Source organism: Alistipes ihumii AP11 (assembly GCF_025144665.1).
Lineage (GTDB): Bacteria > Bacteroidota > Bacteroidia > Bacteroidales > Rikenellaceae > Alistipes_A > Alistipes_A ihumii.
Genome location: NZ_CP102294.1, coordinates 2,154,033 through 2,174,643, shown reverse-complemented (window position 1 = coordinate 2,174,643; position 20,611 = coordinate 2,154,033). Strand labels below are relative to the sequence as shown.

Here is a 20,611-nt window from a genome sequence, read left to right as displayed (position 1 = left end):
ACTTACCGCAAACACGGCATCACTTGCGGGAAGCCCGCGTACCTTGGTCGATCCGCCTCCCGAACCAAAGGGCCGCCGGAACGCCTGCCATCGCGCCGAGCGCGTTGGCAGCCCAATCGAGCCAGTCCGCGCTGCGGCCGCAAACGCTTTGGACAAGTTCGATCACGCCGGAAAACGCGACGACTCCCGCTACGATCCAAAACTTTCCCCGCGGCGAAGGACGGAACCACAGGACGAGCAAGCCCGTCTCGATCAGATAAAAGCCGCAATGGACGATCTTGTCGAAATGCGGTATCCGGGCGAGCCAGCCCGCCGGAGGCAGCTCGTCGCCCGGAACGAGCGACAGAAGCAAAATCACCGCCGTCCAGACCACAAAAAGTCCTCCGACAACGAAACCGTATCTGTTTTTATTCATATTTTTGCATGGGTCCGGGACCGTCCTCCGGCAAGGACTTTCCCGCAAAAGTACGCTTTCCCGGCGATACGGCCAATATTCAATACGAAACTATGGCAGGCATCTACGTTCACATACCGTTCTGCAAAAGCAAATGCTGCTACTGCGACTTCTACAGCTGCACAACGCTTGCCAAAAAAGACGCCGTGCTGGCCGCCGTGTCGCACGAACTGGTTTCGCGGGCGCACGAGCTGCAAGGGGAGACGGTGCGAACGCTCTACATCGGAGGAGGGACACCGACGATCTGCACGCCCCGCGAACTGGAGGGGCTGATACGCACGGTCCGCGACACGTTCGACACGCAGATCGAAGAGATCACCGTCGAAGCGAATCCGGACGACCTGACCCCCGGTTATCTGGAAGCGCTGCGCGGAACCGGGACCAACCGGCTGAGCATCGGAGTACAGTCGCTGTTGGACCGCGACCTGAGATGGATGAACCGCCGGCACGACGCGCGGCAAGCGCTCCGAGCGGTGCGCGACGCGCAGGCGGCCGGTTTCGCCAATCTGTCGCTCGACCTGATCTACGGTCTGCCGCAACTGTCCGTCGAGCAATGGAGGCGGACGCTGGACGACTTTCTGTCGCTCGACGTGCCGCACCTGTCGGCCTACCACCTCTCCGTCGAGCCCCGCACGGCACTCGGGAAACGCTTCGAGCGCGGCGCGTTCCACCCGGCCGGCGAGCGCCTGAGCGAAGCGCACTACGCGCTGCTGCACGCCGTGCTGACCGGCGCAGGATACCGGCACTACGAAATATCGAGCTTCGCCCGCCCCGGCTTCGAGTCGCGCCACAACAGCAGCTATTGGAAAGGCGTCCGCTACCTGGGCGTCGGTCCGGCGGCCCATTCGTTCGACGGCGACAGACGGCGCTGGAACGTTTCCGACGTGCGGGAATATTTGCGCAAGGAACCCGAGGGAACGCAGTACGAAACCGAGGAGATCACCCCGAAGGACGCATACAACGAGTTCGTTATGACCGGTTTGCGGACCGACGAAGGAATCGATTCGCGGGAACTGTCGGCGCGATTCGGGGCACGCAAATTGCAATATTTTGTCGCCCAAGCCGAAAAATTCGTCGCACAGGGAAATATCGTGCAGAGAAAGTCCGTATATTACATTCCTGCCGAACGCTACCTGATTTCGGACAGCATCATTTCCGATCTGTTCGACGTGGAATGACGCCGGCCGGAGTCCTGTGCCCGCAACGCTATGCACAAGATACATTACGAAGAAATACTAAAATGCCGTAAGATGCAAAAAAGAAGTAACGAAGTCAAAATGACGCCGGACTACCTGTTCGAGGTCAGCTGGGAAGTGTGCAACAAAGTCGGCGGAATACACACCGTCATCGCAACCAAGGCGCTCACGATCACCGAGCAGTTGGGCGACCGCTACATACTGATCGGTCCCGATGTCCACCGCGAGGACGTCAATCTGGAATTCGAAGAAGATTCTGAGCTGCTGAAAGACTGGAGGCAGGCGCTTTTCACGAACGACAATATCCGCGTAAAGATCGGACACTGGAAAGTCAAGGGAAGCCCGATCGCGATTCTGGTCGATTTCAGCCAGTTTTTCTCGAGCAAGGACGACGTGCTGAAGTTTCTGTGGGAATCGTACCGGGTCGACTCGATCAGCGGGCAATGGGACTACATCGAGCCCGTGCTGTTCGGCTCGGCGGCGGGCAAGGTAATCGAAAGCTATGTCAACTTCTTCTGTAAGGCGACCGACCGGGTGACCGCCCACTTCCACGAGTGGATGACTTCGAGCGGAGGTCTGTACCTGCAGAAGCATTCGCCTTATGTCGCGTCGGTCTTCACGACGCACGCGACGGTCATGGGTCGCAGCATAGCCGGCAACGGCATGCCCCTGTACGGCGACATGCCCCGACTGAATGCCGACGACCTGGCCCGCCGGTTCGGCGTAGTCGCGAAGCACTCGCTCGAAAAGACGGCCGCAGCGAACTACGACTGCTTCACGACGGTCAGCAATCTGACGGCCAAAGAGTGCAAGTACCTGCTCGGCAAGGAGGTCGATCTGGTCACGCCGAACGGTTTCGAGGACGATTTCGTCTGGCCTCAGCCCGAGCTCGACGCCAAGCGGGCCGCCTCGCGCAAACAAATGATCGAAATAGCCGAAATCTGTCTCGGCATCCATTACGACACGGAGCCTCTGATCGTCGGCACCAGCGGCCGGTACGAATTCAAGAACAAGGGACTCGACGTGTTCGTCGACTCGCTGCTGAAACTCTCCGAATCGGCCTCGCTGCCGAGGCCCGTACTGGCCTACGTGACCGTTCCGGCCGGCAACCTCGGCCCGCGCAAGGACCTTCAGGCGCATCTGAAAGACCCCGGCTCGCCGATCGATCCGACGGTAATCCGCAACCTGACGCACTATCTGTCGGCTCCCGAGTGGGACCCGATCATCGGCCGGATCAAGAACTCCCGGCTGCAGGACCCCTCCTGTCCCGTGCAGCTGATCTTCGTCCCGTCGTACCTGAACGGCAACGACGGCATTTTCGACAAGCATTACTACGAGCTGCTGTGCGGCATGGACGTGACGGTGTTCGCATCGTATTACGAACCTTGGGGCTATACGCCGCTGGAGAGCATCGCATTCTCCGTGCCGACGATCACCACGTCGCTGACGGGATTCGGACAGTGGGTGGCCGAGAAACTCGACGAACACAAAGGGGTCGACGTCATCTCGCGCAACGATACGAACGACTCGGAGGTAGTCGAGAAAATCTCGGCCGTGCTGGCGCGTTTCAGCATGATGAACGCGGCGGAATACGACACCTACCGCGCCTCGGCGCTCGAAATATCGAAAATCGCGCTGTGGGAAAATCTGATCGAGTTCTACTACCGGGCCTACGATCGGGCGCTCGACCGGATGAACACGCGGACACACCGCGCCGTATACGACGGAGGCGGCGCTTTCAACGAACAGATCAACTTCGTCAAGCAGCAACTGGTTCCCAACACGCCGACCTGGCGCCGGCTGATGGTCGAGCGCAAGCTGCCCGAGCGGCTGCATCCGCTCGAGGAGCTCTCCAAGAACCTTTGGTGGTCGTGGACGATGGGCGCCCACGAGCTGTTCGAGTATATCGACAACGATCTGTGGATCCGGTGCGAGAAAAACCCGATCAACTTCCTCGACAAACTGAAATACCCCCGGCTTCTGGCGCTCGAGAAAGACGAGATTTTCCTCGGGAAAATGGACGCCGTGCATGCGCAGTTCAAGGATTACATGAAGGAAAAGTCTCATGCGAAAGGACCCCGGATCGCCTATTTCAGCATGGAATACGGACTGCACAGTTCGCTGAAGATATACTCCGGCGGGCTGGGCATCCTGGCCGGCGACTACCTCAAGGAGGCCAGCGACAAGAACGTGCCGATGGTCGCCGTCGGACTGCTGTACCGATACGGCTATTTCACGCAGAAGCTGTCGGCCTCCGGCGAGCAGGAGGTCAGCTACGAGGCCCAGAACTTCGCGAAACTGCCGATCAGTCCGGTCCGCGACGCGCAGGGCAACTGGCAGAGCATACAGATCGCCTTCCCGGGCCGGGTCGTCACGGCGCGCATCTGGCGCTGCGACGTGGGACGCACGGAGCTCTACCTGCTCGATACGGATCACGACCTGAACCAGAGCGAGGACCGCTCGATCACGTACCACCTCTACGGAGGCGACTGGGAGAACCGGCTCAAGCAGGAGATGCTGCTCGGCATCGGCGGCATCCGGGCGCTCAACGCGATGGGTATCCGGCAGGACGTCTACCACTGCAACGAAGGGCATGCGGCCTTTACCGGCATCGAGCGGATCCGCAACCTGATCCACAACGACAAGCTCTCGTTCAGCGAAGCGCTCGAGGTCGTGCGCTCGTCGTCGCTGTTCACGACGCATACGCCCGTGCCCGCAGGGCACGACGCCTTCCCCGAATCGATGATCCGCCAGTACATGTCGCACTACCCCGACCGGCTCGAAATCACATGGGACCAGTTCATCAACCTGGGCAAAACGAATCCGAACGACCCGAACGAGAAGTTCTCGATGAGTTTTCTGGCATGCAACCTGTCGCAGGAGGTCAACGGCGTCAGCTGGCTGCACGGCGAGGTGAGCAAGGAAATACTCGGCGGCATGTGGCCCGGCTATTTCAAGGACGAGCTCCATATCGGCTACGTGACCAACGGCGTGCATTTCCCGACTTGGTGCGCGGCGAATCTCAAGCGACTGTACGCTAAATACTTCGGCGAAGGATTCCGCAATAAGGACTACCGGATCGCGGCATGGCAGAAGGTGCACGACATCACCGATCGCGAACTGTGGGACGCCCGGCTCGTGCTGAAGAACAAGCTGATCGACCATATCCGCAAGCGCGTGAGCGATCCCAAGCAGTTCCGCTTCGACTCGCCCCGGCAGATGATCCGGATTCAGGAGTCGCTGCGGCCCGACGTGCTGACGATCGGCTTCGCTCGCCGCTTCGCGACCTACAAGCGGGCCAACCTGCTGTTCACGAACCTCGACCGGCTCGACAGCATCGTGAACAATCCCGAGCGGCCCGTGCAGTTCATTTTCGCCGGCAAGGCTCACCCGAACGACAAGCCGGGTCAGGACCTCATCAAGCGGATCGTCGAGGTGGCCGCCATGCCTCAGTTTACGGGCAAGATCATCTTCCTGCAGAACTACGACATGGAACTGGCCCGACGCATGGTGCAGGGCGTCGACGTATGGCTCAACACGCCCACGCGCCCGCTCGAAGCCTCCGGAACCAGCGGCGAAAAGGCCGTGATGAACGGCGTACTGCAATTCAGCGTGCTCGACGGCTGGTGGGTCGAAGGTTACAAGAAAGGCGGCGGATGGATGCTTCCGATGGAGCGCACGTTCGAGAATCAGGATTTCCAGAACGAAATGGACGCCGAACTGATTTACAATACGATCGAGGAGGAGATCGCCCCCCTGTACTACCGGCGCGACGAGAACAACGTTCCGCACGACTGGGTCGAATCGATCAAGGTCTGCGTGGCCGATATCGCGGCCAACTTCACGACGAACCGGATGCTCAACGACTATGAGGAGCGGTTCTACCGCAAGCTGCACGAACGTCACGAACGGATGGTCGCCGAGGATTTCCGGATGGCGCGCGAGATCGCGGCATGGAAGCGCCGCGTCAGCAGCGCATGGGACAAGGTGCACGTCGTGAACACCGAGCAGTTCAACATGGACAAGGAAGCCATCCTGATCGGCCACGGGTACGACGTCGAGGTCGTCGTCGACATCGACGGGCTGCGGCCCGAGGATATCGGCGTCGAGATGATCCTCGCCGACCAGATCACCGACAACAAGAACGTGCGCGTCATCGCCAAACGGGAGCTGACTTTCGTCCGTCAGGACGGGTCGCGCGCCTTCTACTCGGTCCGCTCGACCCCCGAGTCGACCGGATCGTTCGACATGGCGATCCGCGTGTTTCCGAAAAACGACAAGCTGCCGCACCGGATGGACTTCGCGCTCGTAAAATGGGCCTGACATCCGGGATAATACGGTAACAGCCAAGCAGGAAACCGGCCGTCGGCCACGTCTATTCCTTCCTCTCGGAAATTCCCGGTCCGGCGGATAATAGACGGGCGAATAAAGACGTTTTTTACTTGAAAATGGCACAAAATTTTATTAGATTTACGGGTAGCAAACAAGAAAGGAACGGAAGTATGGCTGTCTTACATTTCGACAAGAACGAACTGGGCAATCTGGAGTATTCGCTCCAGCGCGAGATGCTCAGTACGAACCGGGCCGGCGGGTACATGAGCACGACGATCGTCTGCTGCAATACGCGCAAGTACCACGGACTGATGGTCTGCCCGAAGGACGACCGGGACGAGAACAACTACGTCCTTCTGTCGTCGGTCGACGAAACCGTCGTCCAGCACGAGCAGTCGTTCAATCTGGCGATTCACCGGTTTCCCGGAGTCTACGATCCCCGGGGGCACAAATACATCACCGATTTCACCTACACGCCCGCGCCGGCCATCACCTACCGGGTCGGCGGCGTAATTCTCAAGAAGGAGCTGCTGTGGATCCACTCGCGGACGCAACTGCTGATCCGCTACACGCTGCTCGACGCCCGCTCGCAGACCCAGCTCCGGCTCCGACCGTTTCTGGCGTTCCGCGACCGGCATACGGTCGGCCGCGCCAACATGGAGGCCGACGGCCGGAGCTATCCGATCGAGGGAGGAGTCCGCAACCGGCTTTACGAAGGCTTTCCGTGGCTGCACATGCAGATCGACGCGCCCAGCGAGTTCGTCGCGGCGCCGGACTGGTACTACAACTTCGAGTACGGCGAGGAGATCGCCCGGGGCTATCCGGGCCACGAGGACCTGCTCACGACCGGCTATTTCGAGCTCGACATCGCCAAGGGGCAGAGCGTCATCTTCTCGTGCTCGACCGAGCCGGTCGATCCGTCGACGCTCGACCAGGTCTTCGAGGAAGAGCTCTCGCGACGCTCCAATAAAATCGACTTTCTGTCGTGCCTGCGCCACTCGGCCCGCCAGTTCATCGTCCGCAACGGCGACCGGACCGAGGTCGTGGCCGGCTACCCGTGGTTCGGGCGCTGGGGCCGCGACACGTTCATCGCGCTGCCCGGCATCACGCTGACCCAAGGCGACGACCGCTCGTGCCGCGAGGTGCTCGACACGATGGTCTCGCAAATGCAGGGGGGCCTGTTCCCGAACATGGGCAACGCGTACAACTCGGTCGACGCGCCGCTGTGGTTCTTCTGGACGCTGCAGGCTTACGAGCCTTTCGCGGGCGGACCGAGAAAGCTGTGGAAGAAATACGGCAGCCCCATGAAGGCGATTCTCGAGGCCTACCGCGACGGCGCGAACCCCTACGTGCGCGTCGACGACAACGCGTTGGTATGGGCCGCCCATCCCCGGTACGCGATGACGTGGATGGACGCCGTCGTAGACGGGAAGCCCGTCACCGGACGGGAAGGCTATCAGGTAGAAGTCAATGCGCTATGGTATAACGCCGTGCGTTATGCGCTCGAGCTGGCACGGAAAAGCAAGGACACGGCGTTCGTCGAACGGTGGGAACCGATGCCCGAACGAATCAGGAAGTCGTTCCTCGAACTGTTCTGGTACGAGCGCGAAGAGTTTTTGGCCGACTATGTCGACGAACACGGACAAAACACGTTCATCCGTCCCAACCAGATCATCGCCTGCTCGCTGCCCTACGGCATGCTCGGCGAGGGCATGAAGCGCAGCGTGATCGACACGGTCCGCCGCCACCTGCTGACCCCCAAGGGGCTCCGCACGCTCTCGCCCCGCAATCCGCTCTACGAAGGACGCTGCGTAGGCGACCAGCCGACCCGCGACCGGGCCTACCATCAGGGAACCGTATGGCCGTGGCTGCTGGAACATTACGTGAAAGCCTGCTTCGACATGCACGGGAAGGCGTTTCTCCCCGAAGCAAGGGACATGCTGAAGAATTTCGAGGAGGATATCAGCGTGAGCGGTATCGCGTCGATCAACGAGATCTACGACGGAGATCCTCCGCATAATCCTCGAGGGGCCGTCTCCCAAGCGTGGAGCGTGGGTGCTATTCTGCGCATAGCGCAGATGATCGAAGCTTACGAAATAAAAAAATGACGGGGACGCCCCTCTTTGGAATGAAGCGTGCAGGCATACCGGTTATGCGCCGGGACGGATTTCCGGCTGCCGGGCTCCGGCAGCCTTTGGCTCCGTCTCCCCGGAGCTCGGCCACGGAGCCGACGGACAAGGAGACGGGCCGTCGCTTTGCGGAAGCCTCCGAAGCGAAAGTCCATGCGACCTGAAACGGTCGCGAGCAAACAACGAAACGAAAGAAAAAAGACAATAACCATGAGAGTACTGATGTTCGGTTGGGAGTTCCCGCCCCATATAGCAGGAGGACTGGGAACCGCTTCCTACGGGCTGACTCGCGGGCTCGCCAAGCACGGCATCGAAGTGATTTTCGTCGTTCCGAAAGCCTACGGAGACGAAGATCAGCGTTTCGTGCGGGTCGTGAACGCCAGCGAGATCGAGACGCCTTTCGGCGACACGAGGGAGCAAGACGTGTGGGAGAAACTGACCTTTATCCATATCGATTCGAACATGGTGCCGTACGTCGCTCCCGAGGAGTTCGACTCCTATGCCGAGGAGTACCGCCGTACCGGCAGAACGATCCTCGATAAGGAGGGATGGACCGAACGGTACAGTTTCTCGGGCAAATACGGGGCCAATCTGATGGAGGAAGTCGCCCGCTACGCGATGGTCGCGGCCCAAGTAGCCCGCGATCTGGCCGGGCAGTTCGATCTGATCCATGCCCACGACTGGCTGACCTACTACGCCGGCATCGCGGCCAAGCGCGTATCGGGCAAGCCGCTGGTCGTACACATGCACGCGACCGAATTCGACCGCAGCGGCGAACACGTCAACCCTCAGGTTTACGACATCGAGCGGGCAGGCATGACCGAAGCCGACCGGGTGATCGCGGTGAGCAACCTTACGCGCAACATCGTGATCGAGAAATACGGAATCCCCGCCTCGAAGGTCGTCACGGTGCACAACGCCGTCCGCTTTTCGGCCAAGCAAGCGCAATCTCAGGAGCGAGGCGTAAACGACAAGATCGTCACCTTCCTCGGCAGGATCACCTACCAGAAGGGACCGGACTACTTCGTCGAGGCGGCGGCCAAGGTACTCCGAAAGACCCGCAACGTCCGCTTCGTGATGGCCGGCAGCGGCGACATGCTCAAGCACATCGTCCGCCGCGTGGCCAAGCTCGGCATCGCCGACCGGTTCCATTTCACCGGATTTCTCAAGGGAGACGAGGTGCAGCGAATGTTCGCGCTCAGCGACGTATACGTCATGCCGTCGGTATCCGAGCCGTTCGGCATCTCGCCGCTCGAGGCGATGCGGTCGAACGTGCCGGTCATCATCTCCAAGCAGTCGGGTGTAGCCGAAGTGCTCGACTACGCGATCAAGGTCGATTACTGGGATGTCGACGCGCTGGCCGACGCCATCTACGGTCTGGTGGAATATCCCGCTCTGGCGGAAATGGCAACGGAGAAAGGCTTGGGAGAGGTGACCAATCTCAAGTGGGAAAACGCCGCCGGCGAAGTCGCCAACGTCTACCGCAGCCTGCTGTAAAACGGATCGGAAATACAAAAAAGGAATACGCCATATGAAAACCATCTGCTTCTATTTTCAGGTCCACCAGCCGCTGCGACTGAAGAAATACCGCTTCTTCAACATGGGCAAGGACCATCTCTACCTGGACGACTACGCGAACCGGACGATCATGCAGAAAGTGGCCCGTCGGTGCTATCTGCCGATGAACGAGCTGCTGCTGAAGCTGATCCGCGAAAACGGCAAGAAATTCAAAGTCGCTTTCTCGATCTCGGGCATTGCGATCGAGCAGTTCCGGATGTATGCGCCCGAAGTGCTCGACAGCTTTCAGGCGCTGGCCCGCACCGGATGCGTCGAGTTTTTGGCCGAAACGTACGCCCACTCGCTGGCCTCGCTGGTCAGCGAGGAGGAATTCGTCGACCAGATTCGCCAACACTGCCGGACAATCGAACAGGAGTTCGGCGTCAAGCCGAAGGCTTTCCGCAACACCGAGCTGATCTATTCGGACCGTATCGGGGAGATCGTCGCCTCGCTGGGCTTCCGCACGATGCTCACCGAGGGGGCGAAGCACATTCTGGGTTGGAAAAGTCCGAACTTCGTCTATGCCAACGCGATCAACCCGAAGCTGCACTTGCTGCTGCGCAACTTCAAGCTCAGCGACGACATCGCGTTCCGTTTCTCGGACCGCAACTGGAGCGAGTGGCCGCTGACGGCCGACAAATACGTCGGCTGGCTCGCCAGCCCCGACATGCCGGGCGAGACCGTCAATCTGTTCATGGACTACGAGACCTTCGGCGAGCACCAGTGGGCCGAGACGGGCATTTTCGACTTCATGGCCGCCCTGCCCGCCAAGGTGCTGGCGACCAAATCGCTGAAATTCGCCACGCCGAGCGAAGTGTCGAAAAAATTCCAGCCCGTCGGAGTGCTGCACTCGCCTTACCCGATCTCGTGGGCCGACGAAGAGCGCGACGTGACGGCATGGATCGGCAACGAGCTTCAGAACGAGGCGTTCGACAAGCTGTACAGGCTCCGCGACAAGATCCGCGCGATCGACCATCCGGATTTCACCTATGTCTGGAATTTCCTGCAGGGTTCGGATCATTTCTATTACATGGCCACCAAATGGTTTTCCGACGGCGACGTGCACAGCTATTTCAATCCGTACGACTCGCCTTACGAGGCGTTCATCAACTATATGAACGTTCTGAGCGACTTCGAGATCGAGGTAGACAAGAAATACGGCGAAGCGATCCGGGCCGTTCCGGCCTGAGGCGCCGGCGCGCGGGCGAACGGGCGGGGCGGCTTCGGGCCGCTCCGCCCGTTCGGCGTATACGATAAATGGCCGTCGGGACGTTTTATATATCGGAAAATTGTTATATTTTTGTTGCTCAAAGCGAAACCGGCGCGGCCCGCCACTCGGCAAACAGCCGTCCGGGAAATCCGGCGCCCGCCGCACGCATTCAAACACATGGCTCAAGGAATGAAAAAAATTCTTTTGCTCCTCTCCGCCTCCGCGCTTCTCTGGTCGTGCGATCAGGGCAAGAAAGCCCGGATCGACGGCACGTTCTCCGGTTTGTCCCACGACACGGTTCTGCTGGAAATGGTGACTACGCAGCAACGGACCGTAGTCGATTCGACCGTCACGTCGCGCCAAGGGGATTTCAGTTTCCGGGTCGAACTGCCCGTCGCCGCGCCCACGTTCTTCAACCTGCTGTGCAACGGCAGCGTGATCCCGCTGATCGTCTCGCCCGGGGAGAAAATCGCCGTCAACTCGCTCTGCGACCTGTCGCACAACTATACGATCGAAGGCTCGCCCGACTCGGAAATCCTCATGGAATTCAACCGGTTCTACGACCGGAGCGTCGCCACGCTCGACTCGCTGTCGAGACTGTACGCCGCCACGCCGGCCGATGCGGCGCACGAAGTGCGCCGGAAGGAGATTCTCGATCGGTATACGCAGGATTATCTCCGGATCAAGCGCGAGCACATCAATTTCATCGTCTCGAACGCCTCCTCGATGGCCTCCATCTACGCGCTTTATCAAAGATTGCCGAACGACCCCTCGCTGTTCAACCCGCAGAGCGACATCGTCTACTACCGTATCGTCGCCGACTCGCTCGGACGGCGCTATCCCGATTCCCCGCACGTAGCGGCGCTGAACAAAGACATCGAGCGGCAGCAGACGGCGCTGAACATGGTCGAGGAAATCAACCGCAAGGCCGAGAGCCCGCAGAGCTATCCCGAAATCGAGCTGGAAGACCTGTTCGGCAAAACGCAGAAGCTGACCGAGAAGAACGGCCGCGTGATCCTCGTCGACTTCTGGTCGAGCCGGGACCCGCAAAGCGCCATACGCAACGCCGAGCTCAAAGAGCTTTACGAACGGTTCGGCAAGCAAACTCTGGCCATCTATCAGGTATCGCTCGACGAGGTAAAGGCCGAATGGATCGACGCGGTGCAGAAGCAGCAGCTTCCGTGGACCTGCGTATTCGACCCGCGCGGAACGGCCGGAATCGCCGCGATGAGCTACAACGTGCAATCAGTCCCCACCAACGTGCTGATCGACCGCTCGGGACGGATCGCCGGCAAGAACCTGTACGGAGAGCGGTTGAGCTCCAAAATCTCGGAACTCGCCAAGTAATGTACTATTTCGCGTCGGACACCCATCTCGGACTTCGCGTCGGCCGCACGGCCGACGACAGGGAGCGGCTGTTCGTCCGCTGGTTAGACGAAGTGTCGGCCGACGCCGAGGGAATTTTTCTGGTCGGCGACATCTTCGATTTCTGGTACGAGTACAAGCGGGTCGTTCCGCGCGGATTCACGCGCCTGCTGGGCAGACTGTCGGGACTGACCGACCGGGGTATTCCCGTCCATTTTTTCGCCGGCAATCACGATCTGTGGGCATACGACTACCTCCGTTCCGAATGCGGCGTCACGCTGCACAGAGGCCCTTTCGAGCTGTTCGACCTGTACGGACAGAAAGTGCTCGTAGGACACGGCGACGTGCTCGGTCCGCGCGGACGGGGCGGGCGCTTGCTGAGCGCGCTGTTCCGTTGTCGAACGCTGCAAAGGCTGTTCTCGGTCTGGCTGCACCCGAACTTCGCTATGCGCTTCGGGCAATGGTGGAGCGGCTCGAACCGTCTCTCCAAGCCGATCGCCCACACGTTCCGGGGCGAGCAGGAGCCGATCGTCCGCTTCGCAGCCGACTATTCGGCCGCCCATCCGGAGGTCGACCTGTTCGTCTGCGGGCACATTCACTGCGCGGAAATCTTTCCGCTCGGCGACGGCCGCCGGATCGCTTTCCTCGGCGAATGGATCGATTCGCCGACCTACGGCACGCTCGGTCCCGAAGGATTTGCGCTGCACTCTTATCCGGATAAAATCTGACACTTATGAAAGCATACCTCGACCTGCTCCGACATATCCAAGCGCACGGTACGGTGAAAAACGACCGGACCGGCACGGGCACGATCAGCACGTTCGGCTACCAGATGCGCTTCGACCTGAGCGAGGGCTTCCCCGTGCTGACGACCAAGCGGCTGCACCTGCGGTCGATCATCCACGAGCTGCTGTGGTTCCTGCGCGGCGATACGAACATCGCCTACCTGCGCGAGAACGGCGTGACGATCTGGGACGAATGGGCCGATGCCGACGGCAATCTGGGCCCCGTATACGGAAGCCAGTGGCGCAGCTGGCCGGCGCCCGACGGCAGGCATATCGACCAGATCGCGCAGGTCGTGGACCAGATCGAGCGCAATCCGGACTCGCGCCGGCTGATCGTCAGCGCATGGAACGTCGCCGAGATCGACCGCATGGCGCTTCCGCCGTGCCACGCGCTGTTCCAGTTCTACGTCGCCGACGGACGGTTGTCGTGCCAGCTCTACCAGCGCAGCGCCGACGTCTTTCTGGGCGTTCCTTTCAACATCGCATCCTATGCGCTGCTCACGATGATGATCGCGCAGGTGACGGGACTCGTTCCCGGCGAGTTCGTCCACACGCTCGGCGATGCGCACATCTATCTGAATCACCGCGAGCAGGTCGCCCTGCAACTGACCCGAACGCCCCGCCCGCTGCCCGTCATGCGGATCAATCCCGACGTACGGTCGATCTTCGGTTTCCGCTACGAGGACTTCTCGCTGGACGGATACGATCCCTACCCTTCCATCAAAGCGCCGGTAGCCGTATGATCTCGATTATCGTAGCCATAGCCCGCAACGGCGTGATCGGCAACGGCAACGCGCTGATCTGGCGCATCGCCGAAGACCTGCGCCGGTTCAAGGCGCTGACGACCGGCCATCCCGTCATCATGGGCCGCAAGACTTACGAGTCGATCGGACGCCCGCTCCCGAACCGGACCAACGTCGTCGTCACGCGTCGCAAGGACTATCGTCCCGAAGGCTGCCTCGTCGCGGGATCGCTCGAACAGGCTGTCGGCCTGTTCGACCAGTCCGAGGAAATCTTCATCATCGGAGGAGCGCAAATCTACGCGCAGGCGATGCCGATGGCCGACCGCCTCTACCTGACCGAGATCGACTCCGACTACGAGGGCGATACCCGTTTCCCGGAATGGAAGCGGGAAGAATGGACCTTGCTGTCCGAAGAGCGACACGAACGGGGAGAGAGGTACGACCGGCCGTTCGCATTCAGAAACTACATCCGCACGAAAGAATAGCTCGCCCGGCAGGATAGGATACGGATGCAGACCGGCCGTTGGTCCCTTCCCATGTTTCGGAGCCGTCGTTTCTCAGCGACGGCAGAGAACGCACCGGGACTCGGTCTCTCTTTCCGTCCACTCCCTTATTATTCCTTCCGTTTCCCGTCCGCGAGGTTTTCCTCCTTACCGAAACGTCCCCCGCGATCTTGTCCGCCGCCAGCCGTTCGGATCGCATGGCACAGTTTATGACGCTTCCCACAGATATCCCGCCCGAGAGTGCGGAATACCGCCACAAACGCCATAAACTTTGCGACTATGAATAAGGACGTACAACAGGCGCCGGATTTCACCGAAGACCGGCACCTCGACCCGCTGGTCAAAGAATTTTTAAAAGGAATCAATGCCGGGAAGCCGGTCGAATCGCTTTCCAAGGAGGCCGCACGGCAAGTGCTCTCCGATGCCCAATCGTCCGTACAAGTAGATTTGTCGGGTATCGTGGAGTCGGAACAGACGATCACCGAAAACGGACTTTCCGTTCCGCTCACGGTCGTGCGCCCTCAAGGCTCGGCCGGCTCGCCTCCGTGCTTCGTCTTCATTCACGGCGGAGGATGGATTCTGGGCGACTACCCGACCCACCGGAGACTCGTGCGCGATCTGGTCGTCGCATCGGGATTCCCGGCCGTTTTCATCCGCTACACGCCCTCGCCCGAGGCGAAATACCCGCAGGCGCTGGACGAAATATACGCGGCCGTACGTTGGATCGCGCGCAACGGCGCCCGAATCGGAGTCGACGGTTCGCGCATGGCGCTGGCAGGAAACAGCGTCGGCGGCAACATGGCGATCGCTACGGCTCTTCGCGCCAAACGGGAACAGGGACCGCAGATCAAGCTGCTGCTTCCGATGTGGCCCGTCGCCAACTCGTCGTTCGACACGGCCTCCTACGTCCGGTATGCCAAGCAGCGATTCCTGACCGATTCGCTGATGAAATGGATGTTCGACCAATACACGACCGACCCGCAGCAACGGCGCGAGGTCTATGTCTCCCCGTTGCGAGCCACGGACGACGAGCTTCGCGGCCTGCCGCCGACTTACATTCAGGTAGCCGAAAACGACATCTTGCGCGACGAGGGCGAGGCGCTCGGACGCAGACTGTCCGAGGCGGGCGTCGATGCGACGACGGTCCGATACAACGGAGTGATCCACGACTGGGGCATGCTCAATGGACTGGCCGCCCTGCATCAAACCCGCGCGCTCGTACTCAGCTCGGCCGCCATGATGCAGTACTATTTGGGAACGGACTATATCGGCGCGGACCGCTCGTGCGAGGAGATCGACTTCATCTCGGAGCAGATCGGCTGACGCGATCTGCTCTCGCTAAACATGTCGGACAGGTTTTATCAAGCAGAAAACACATGGATCGTTCCGGCACGAAAAAAGAAAGGCTTTCTGAATCTCGATTCAGAAAGCCTTTCTTTTCATGGCCTACACAAACGTCCCTTTGGAATGGGATTTTCCTGTGCCAGACCGTTATATCAAATCGCGGACCGTTAGAAACGGTAGCCGACACCGATCTGGATCACGCCGTTCTTAGGCGTATTGTCCTGGGTATCCCAAATTTTCGTCAGGCCGATGTTGTAGCGGAACGTCACGTCCAGCGGATCGAAAATGCGGTACGACACGCCCACGCCCCACGATACGTCGAAATTTTTCGCGCCGTCGATATCGGCTTTGACGGTAGTGCCTTCGGCTTTAACTTTTTCCCGTGCGTTGAGAAGGAAACCGAACTGCGGACCGGTCTCGAAATTCAGATTGTCGAGCACATAGAACTTACCCATGATCGGAATGTTCAGATAGTTCAGACGAGCACGGGCGTAATCGACACTGTTATCATCAACAGCGAATCCCTGACGGGAATAGATCACCTCCGGCTGAATGCCGAGCCAGTCGTTCACGTGGAATTCGGCGAATGCGCCGACGTAGATGCTGGCTTTCATTTTAGAATCGTCGATGTTGGAGACTCCCGAAACGTTCAGACCGGCCTTGACACCCCATTCGAAGCTGGGCATCTGAGCCGATGCGCCCGCAGCCATCATCAGGGCCGCAGCAGCCAAAATCATTTTCTTCATTTGCGGTAATTTTTAAAGTTTGAAATAGCGTTTGTCGATATTTCGACACAAAGCTATAATAAAAAATTGTAACTGTCAACGATTTTCGCGCCTGGGCAGAATAATTCCGGCCTCCGTAACGCAATTCTCACCTGCGAATCGAGAGGCGAAAAGCCCTGCCGCCAAGGAAACGGACTAATGCGCCTCGACCCAATTCGCTCCGACGCCGCACTCGGCGATCAGCCGCACGCGCAGCTCGGCCGCGTCTTCCATACAGCGCACGACCAGCTCGCGCACCTGTTCCTCCTCGCTGCGCAGCATGTCGATCACCAACTCGTCGTGCACCTGCAGGATGATCTTGGACTTCAGGCCCCGCCGGCCGAGCTCGCGGTGGACGGCGATCATCGCCAGCTTCATGATGTCGGCCGCCCCGCCCTGTATCGGCGCGTTCACCGCATTCCGCTCGGCCAGCGCGCGCACGACCGCATTGCCCGAGCGGATGTCGGGCAGCATCCGCTTGCGGCCGAACAGAGTCGCCACGTAACCCTTCTCGCGGGCATCGGCGATCACCCGGTCGATGTAGCGGCGTACGCCCGGATAGGTTGCGAAATAGCCGTCGATGATCTCCTTGGCCTCGGCCCGCGGAATGTTCAGCCGCTGGGCGAGCCCGAAGGCCGATATGCCGTAGATGATGCCGAAATTGGCCGTCTTGGCCCGGCGTCTCTGCTCGCGCGTGACCTGCTCGGGCGGTACGCCGAACAGCTTGGCGGCCGTCGCCGTATGAATGTCCTCGCCGTGCGAAAAAGCCGCGATCATGTCTTCGTCGCCGCTCAGATGGGCCATCAGGCGCAGCTCGACCTGAGAGTAGTCGGCCGACAGCAGCAGACGGTCGCCGTCCGAGGGGACGAACGCCTTGCGAATCTCGCGGCCCCGCTCGTCGCGGACCGGAATGTTCTGCAGATTCGGATTCGTCGAACTGAGCCGCCCCGTGGCCGTGACGGCCTGATTGAACGAGGTGTGGATACGCCCCGTGCGAGGATTGACCAACTGCGGCAGCGCCTCGACGTAGGTCGAAAGCAACTTGCGCAGCCCCCGGTACTCGAGGATCAGCCCGATGACGGGATGCCGGTCGGCAAGCATCTGCAGGTACTCCTCGTCCGTGCGATATTGCTTCGTTTTGGTCATGCGCGGCTTCGGATCGATCTTCATGCGGCCGAACAGCGCGTCGCCGAGCTGCTTGGCCGAATTGACGTTCAGCGACGGGTCTCCGGTCATTTCGCGGATACGGTCCTCCAGACCGGCCAGCTCGGAGGTCAGCTCGCGCCCCGAGGCGGCCAGCGCCTCGGAATCGATCTTCACGCCGGTCATCTCGATGTCGGCCAGCACGCGGATCAGCGGTTCCTCGATGCGGAGATAAAGCTCCGTCAGTCCCGCTTCCTCGAGCCTCGGCCACAAGTGCCGCTTCAGCCGCAGCGTCACGTCGGCGTCCTCGGCCGCGTACCGGGCGCAACGCTCGACCGGAACGCGGTCCATCGTGATCTGGCGCGCCCCCTTGCCGATCAGCTCCTCGATCGGCACGGGCGAATAGTTCAGACAGATGCGCGCCAGATGATCCATGCCGTGACGCGATTCGGGATCGAGCAGATAGTGGACGATCATCGTATCGTAGAGCGTACCCCGCACGTCGATTCCGGCGCTGCGGAGCATCATCAGATCGAACTTGACGTTCTGGCCGATCTTGGCGATCCGCTCGTTCTCGAACACGGGGCGCAGGATCGACAACACCTGTCCGAGGTTCGCCGGATCGCACGGGACGTACCACGCCTCGAACGGCTCCACGGCGAACGACAGGCCCACGAGCCGGTCGCCGAACACGTCGAATCCGGTCGTCTCCGTGTCGAAGCAGAATTCGGACGAAGCCTCCAGCCTGCCGGCCAGCTCGCGCAGAGCCTTCTCGTCCGTGACCGTATGGTAGACATGCGGCACGGTGTCGATCGTCTGATAGGCCGGCGCATCGAAAAGCGATCCCTCCGCCGGCGCGGCCGGAGTCTCCAGTGCCGAGAACAGGTCGCGGGCCGGAACGGCAGTCTTCGATTTGCTTTGCTGCGGGGAAGCCGGCTCGGACTTCTCCGCGGTCTCCGCGGCGCCCGGCCGCAGCTCGGCGAGGAAAGAGCGGAAGCCCAGCTCGCGGTACGCCTCGGCCAGTCGCTCCGTATCGGGAGCCTCCAGCCTCAGCTTCTCGGGCTCGAACTCGACGGGCACGTCGAGCCGGATCGTAGCCAGCCGCTTGGCCAGCATGATCTGGTCGCGGGCGGCCTCGATGTTGACCCGCTGCTTGCCCGAGAGAAGCTCCGTATGGGCCAGCAGGTTCTCGACGGTGCCGAACTGGCAGACGAGCTTGATCGCGCTCTTCTCGCCGATGCCCTGTACACCCGGAATATTGTCCGACGCGTCGCCCCACAGCGCAAGCACGTCGATCACGCGACACGGATCGTCGATGCCGTAATGCTCGCGTATCTGCTCGCAGCCGATGATCTCGATGCCGTCGGCCCCGCCCTTGCGCTGTTTGTAAATCCGGACCGCGGGCCGGATCAGTTGCCCGTAGTCCTTGTCGGGCGTTACCATGAACACCTCGTAACCTGCGGCGGCCGCTTTCTGCGACAGCGTGCCGATCACGTCGTCGGCTTCGTAGCCGGGAATCTCGAGCACCGGAATGCGCATCGCCTCGAGCACCTGCTTGATATACGGAACCGACGCGACGATGTCTTCGGGCGTCTCGCTGCGGTTGGCCTTGTAGTCGGCGTAGAGCTCGTGACGGAAATTGCCTCCCGGCGGATCGAACGCCACGCCGAGGTAATGCGGCCGCTCGCGCAGGATCAGGTCCTTGAGGAACTTGACGAACCCGAACACGGCCGACGTATTCACGCCGGCCGCATTGCGCATCGGCCGTCCGATAAAAGCATAGTAGAAACGAAAAATCAATGCGTAGGCATCGACCAGAAAAACTTTCTCCATAAACCCTCCGGTATGAACGCGGCGAGAACGTATCTGCCACTCGATTATGCGTTCGGTGAGCGCTGTTTTCGCGGAGATTTCCCCGCCGGGAGGACGTCCCCCGCTCCGATCCGTGCCGAGCACTCATGCCGCGCGGCGCCCGCATAAGACCGCTGCGCGAATGTCTCCGCCAGAACTCGGTCCTCTTTCAAAAAACTCAGTCAGAACGGGCCCGTCCTCCTACCGGAGAGCCCGTCAATATTCCGCACGGGAAATTTCATCTCCGCTTCTCACGGATTATCGCCCGCGAACCACTCGGCGAACGACGTGGCCGTCTCGTGCAGCCGGACGCTGTGCAGCGTCACGCCCTCGGGCAGACGCGCCGCGATCCGGGCAGCGAAGTCGGCCACCATATTCTCGCAGGTAGGCTGGTAATCGGTTACCTCCAGTTTCGAGTAGCGGGAGCGGAGAGCCTCGACGAGCCCGGCGTTCGACTCGGTGCGCCGCATGACCAGCGCGTGATCGTAACGTCCGACGATCTGCTCCGCGACGATCCGCTTCAAGTCGCCGAAATCGATTACCATGCCGCACTTCGGATCCGACGGATCGTCTTTCGGACGGCCTTTGACCGTCACGAACAGGCGGTACGAGTGACCGTGTATCTCGCGGCACGGACCGTCGTAACCGTCGAGCGTGTGCGCCATCTCGAACGAAAATTCCTTTGTCAGCCGGATGATCACCATGACTTACTCGTCTCCCAAGTTAGGTATCTCGACCTGACGACCGAACGACTCGCTGAGCGAGATGAACGTCTCGGTCTGCGACACCTCGGGCAGTTGCAGGATATGGTCGAATATCGTGTGCATCAGGTGCTCGTTGTCCGTGCAGTAGAGCTTGACCAGAATGTTGTACTTGCCGGTAATGAAGTGGCATTCGGTAATCTCGGGCACCTGACGCAGCTTCTCGACCGTCAGCATGTTCTTGGTCGGGTCCGAAACCCGGATGCCGATAATGGCGCAGACATCGTAGCCGAGCGCTTTCGGATTGACCTCGAGTCTCGAACCCCGGATCACGCCGGCATCCTCGAGCTTCTTGACGCGCTGGTGGATCGCCGCGCCCGAAATACCGCACTCGCGCGCGATTTCCAGAAACGGCATCCGCGCGTTCTTGATCAGATACCCCAGTATTTTGCGATCGATCGCATCCAATGAAATCTTTGCCATAAATATTCCGTTCGTTAAGTTTAGTATACTCCCCGACCGCCGAGCCGGGAC

Annotated in this window: 15 protein-coding genes; 10 read left to right on the top strand and 5 right to left on the bottom strand. The window is 60.4% G+C overall.

Going from position 1 to position 20,611, the window contains the following annotated elements:
• Window positions 1-19: 19 nt before the first annotated feature.
• The gene (locus NQ491_RS08775) at window positions 20-415 is read right to left on the bottom strand and encodes a VanZ family protein (RefSeq protein WP_019246886.1); all 396 of its coding nucleotides are present in this window, start codon (window positions 413-415) and stop codon (window positions 20-22) included.
• A 92-nt stretch (window positions 416-507) separates the two neighbouring features.
• Between NQ491_RS08775 and hemW the strand changes: the two genes are divergently transcribed.
• From hemW to NQ491_RS08725, 10 genes are all read left to right on the top strand, one after another.
• Window positions 508-1,632 carry a radical SAM family heme chaperone HemW gene (gene hemW, locus NQ491_RS08770; protein WP_026089816.1) on the top strand — a complete coding sequence of 375 codons (1,125 nt, stop codon included), beginning with the start codon at window positions 508-510 and terminating at the stop codon, window positions 1,630-1,632.
• A gap of 72 nt (window positions 1,633-1,704) precedes the next feature.
• Window positions 1,705-5,973: an alpha-glucan family phosphorylase gene (glgP, locus tag NQ491_RS08765; RefSeq protein ID WP_019246884.1), complete on the top strand. Its 4,269-nt coding sequence runs from the start codon at window positions 1,705-1,707 to the stop codon at window positions 5,971-5,973.
• Between the two features lie 179 nt (window positions 5,974-6,152).
• Entirely contained in the window at window positions 6,153-8,090 is a 1,938-nt protein-coding gene (locus NQ491_RS08760) for an amylo-alpha-1,6-glucosidase (protein WP_019246883.1), read from the top strand.
• Window positions 8,091-8,321: 231 nt separating this feature from the next.
• Complete coding sequence (locus tag NQ491_RS08755; protein ID WP_232423218.1) at window positions 8,322-9,608, top strand: glycosyltransferase family 4 protein; 1,287 nt, start codon at window positions 8,322-8,324, stop codon at window positions 9,606-9,608.
• A 34-nt stretch (window positions 9,609-9,642) separates the two neighbouring features.
• Entirely contained in the window at window positions 9,643-10,857 is a 1,215-nt protein-coding gene (locus NQ491_RS08750; protein WP_019246880.1) for a glycoside hydrolase family 57 protein, read from the top strand.
• Window positions 10,858-11,067: 210 nt separating this feature from the next.
• Complete coding sequence (locus NQ491_RS08745) at window positions 11,068-12,225, top strand: TlpA disulfide reductase family protein (protein ID WP_147524751.1); 1,158 nt, start codon at window positions 11,068-11,070, stop codon at window positions 12,223-12,225.
• Window positions 12,225-12,971, top strand: coding sequence for a UDP-2,3-diacylglucosamine diphosphatase (locus NQ491_RS08740; RefSeq protein WP_019246878.1), 747 nt, complete (start codon window positions 12,225-12,227; stop codon window positions 12,969-12,971). The genes NQ491_RS08745 and NQ491_RS08740 overlap by 1 nt, the downstream gene beginning before the upstream one ends.
• A 5-nt stretch (window positions 12,972-12,976) precedes the next feature.
• The gene (locus NQ491_RS08735; RefSeq protein WP_019246877.1) at window positions 12,977-13,771 is read left to right on the top strand and encodes a thymidylate synthase; all 795 of its coding nucleotides are present in this window, start codon (window positions 12,977-12,979) and stop codon (window positions 13,769-13,771) included.
• On the top strand, window positions 13,768-14,256 hold the full coding sequence (locus NQ491_RS08730; protein WP_019246876.1) for a dihydrofolate reductase: 489 nt from the start codon (window positions 13,768-13,770) through the stop codon (window positions 14,254-14,256). The genes NQ491_RS08735 and NQ491_RS08730 overlap by 4 nt, the downstream gene beginning before the upstream one ends.
• 297 nt (window positions 14,257-14,553) lie before the next feature.
• On the top strand, window positions 14,554-15,597 hold the full coding sequence (locus NQ491_RS08725; protein WP_019246875.1) for an alpha/beta hydrolase: 1,044 nt from the start codon (window positions 14,554-14,556) through the stop codon (window positions 15,595-15,597).
• A 188-nt stretch (window positions 15,598-15,785) separates the two neighbouring features.
• Here NQ491_RS08725 and NQ491_RS08720 read toward each other — a convergent pair whose 3' ends face one another.
• The 4 genes from NQ491_RS08720 to NQ491_RS08705 all read right to left on the bottom strand — a co-directional run bounded on the left by NQ491_RS08720 (window position 15,786) and on the right by NQ491_RS08705 (window position 20,560).
• A complete protein-coding gene (locus NQ491_RS08720; protein ID WP_019246874.1) occupies window positions 15,786-16,364 on the bottom strand; it encodes a porin family protein in 579 nt (192 codons plus the stop codon).
• Between the two features lie 174 nt (window positions 16,365-16,538).
• Window positions 16,539-19,358 carry a DNA polymerase I gene (gene polA, locus NQ491_RS08715; RefSeq protein WP_019246873.1) on the bottom strand — a complete coding sequence of 940 codons (2,820 nt, stop codon included), beginning with the start codon at window positions 19,356-19,358 and terminating at the stop codon, window positions 16,539-16,541.
• Window positions 19,359-19,627: 269 nt separating this feature from the next.
• Complete coding sequence (locus tag NQ491_RS08710) at window positions 19,628-20,080, bottom strand: 6-pyruvoyl trahydropterin synthase family protein (RefSeq protein ID WP_259800655.1); 453 nt, start codon at window positions 20,078-20,080, stop codon at window positions 19,628-19,630.
• Window positions 20,081-20,083: 3 nt separating this feature from the next.
• Entirely contained in the window at window positions 20,084-20,560 is a 477-nt protein-coding gene (locus tag NQ491_RS08705) for an Lrp/AsnC family transcriptional regulator (RefSeq protein ID WP_026089815.1), read from the bottom strand.
• Between the last annotated feature and the right edge of the window lie 51 nt (window positions 20,561-20,611).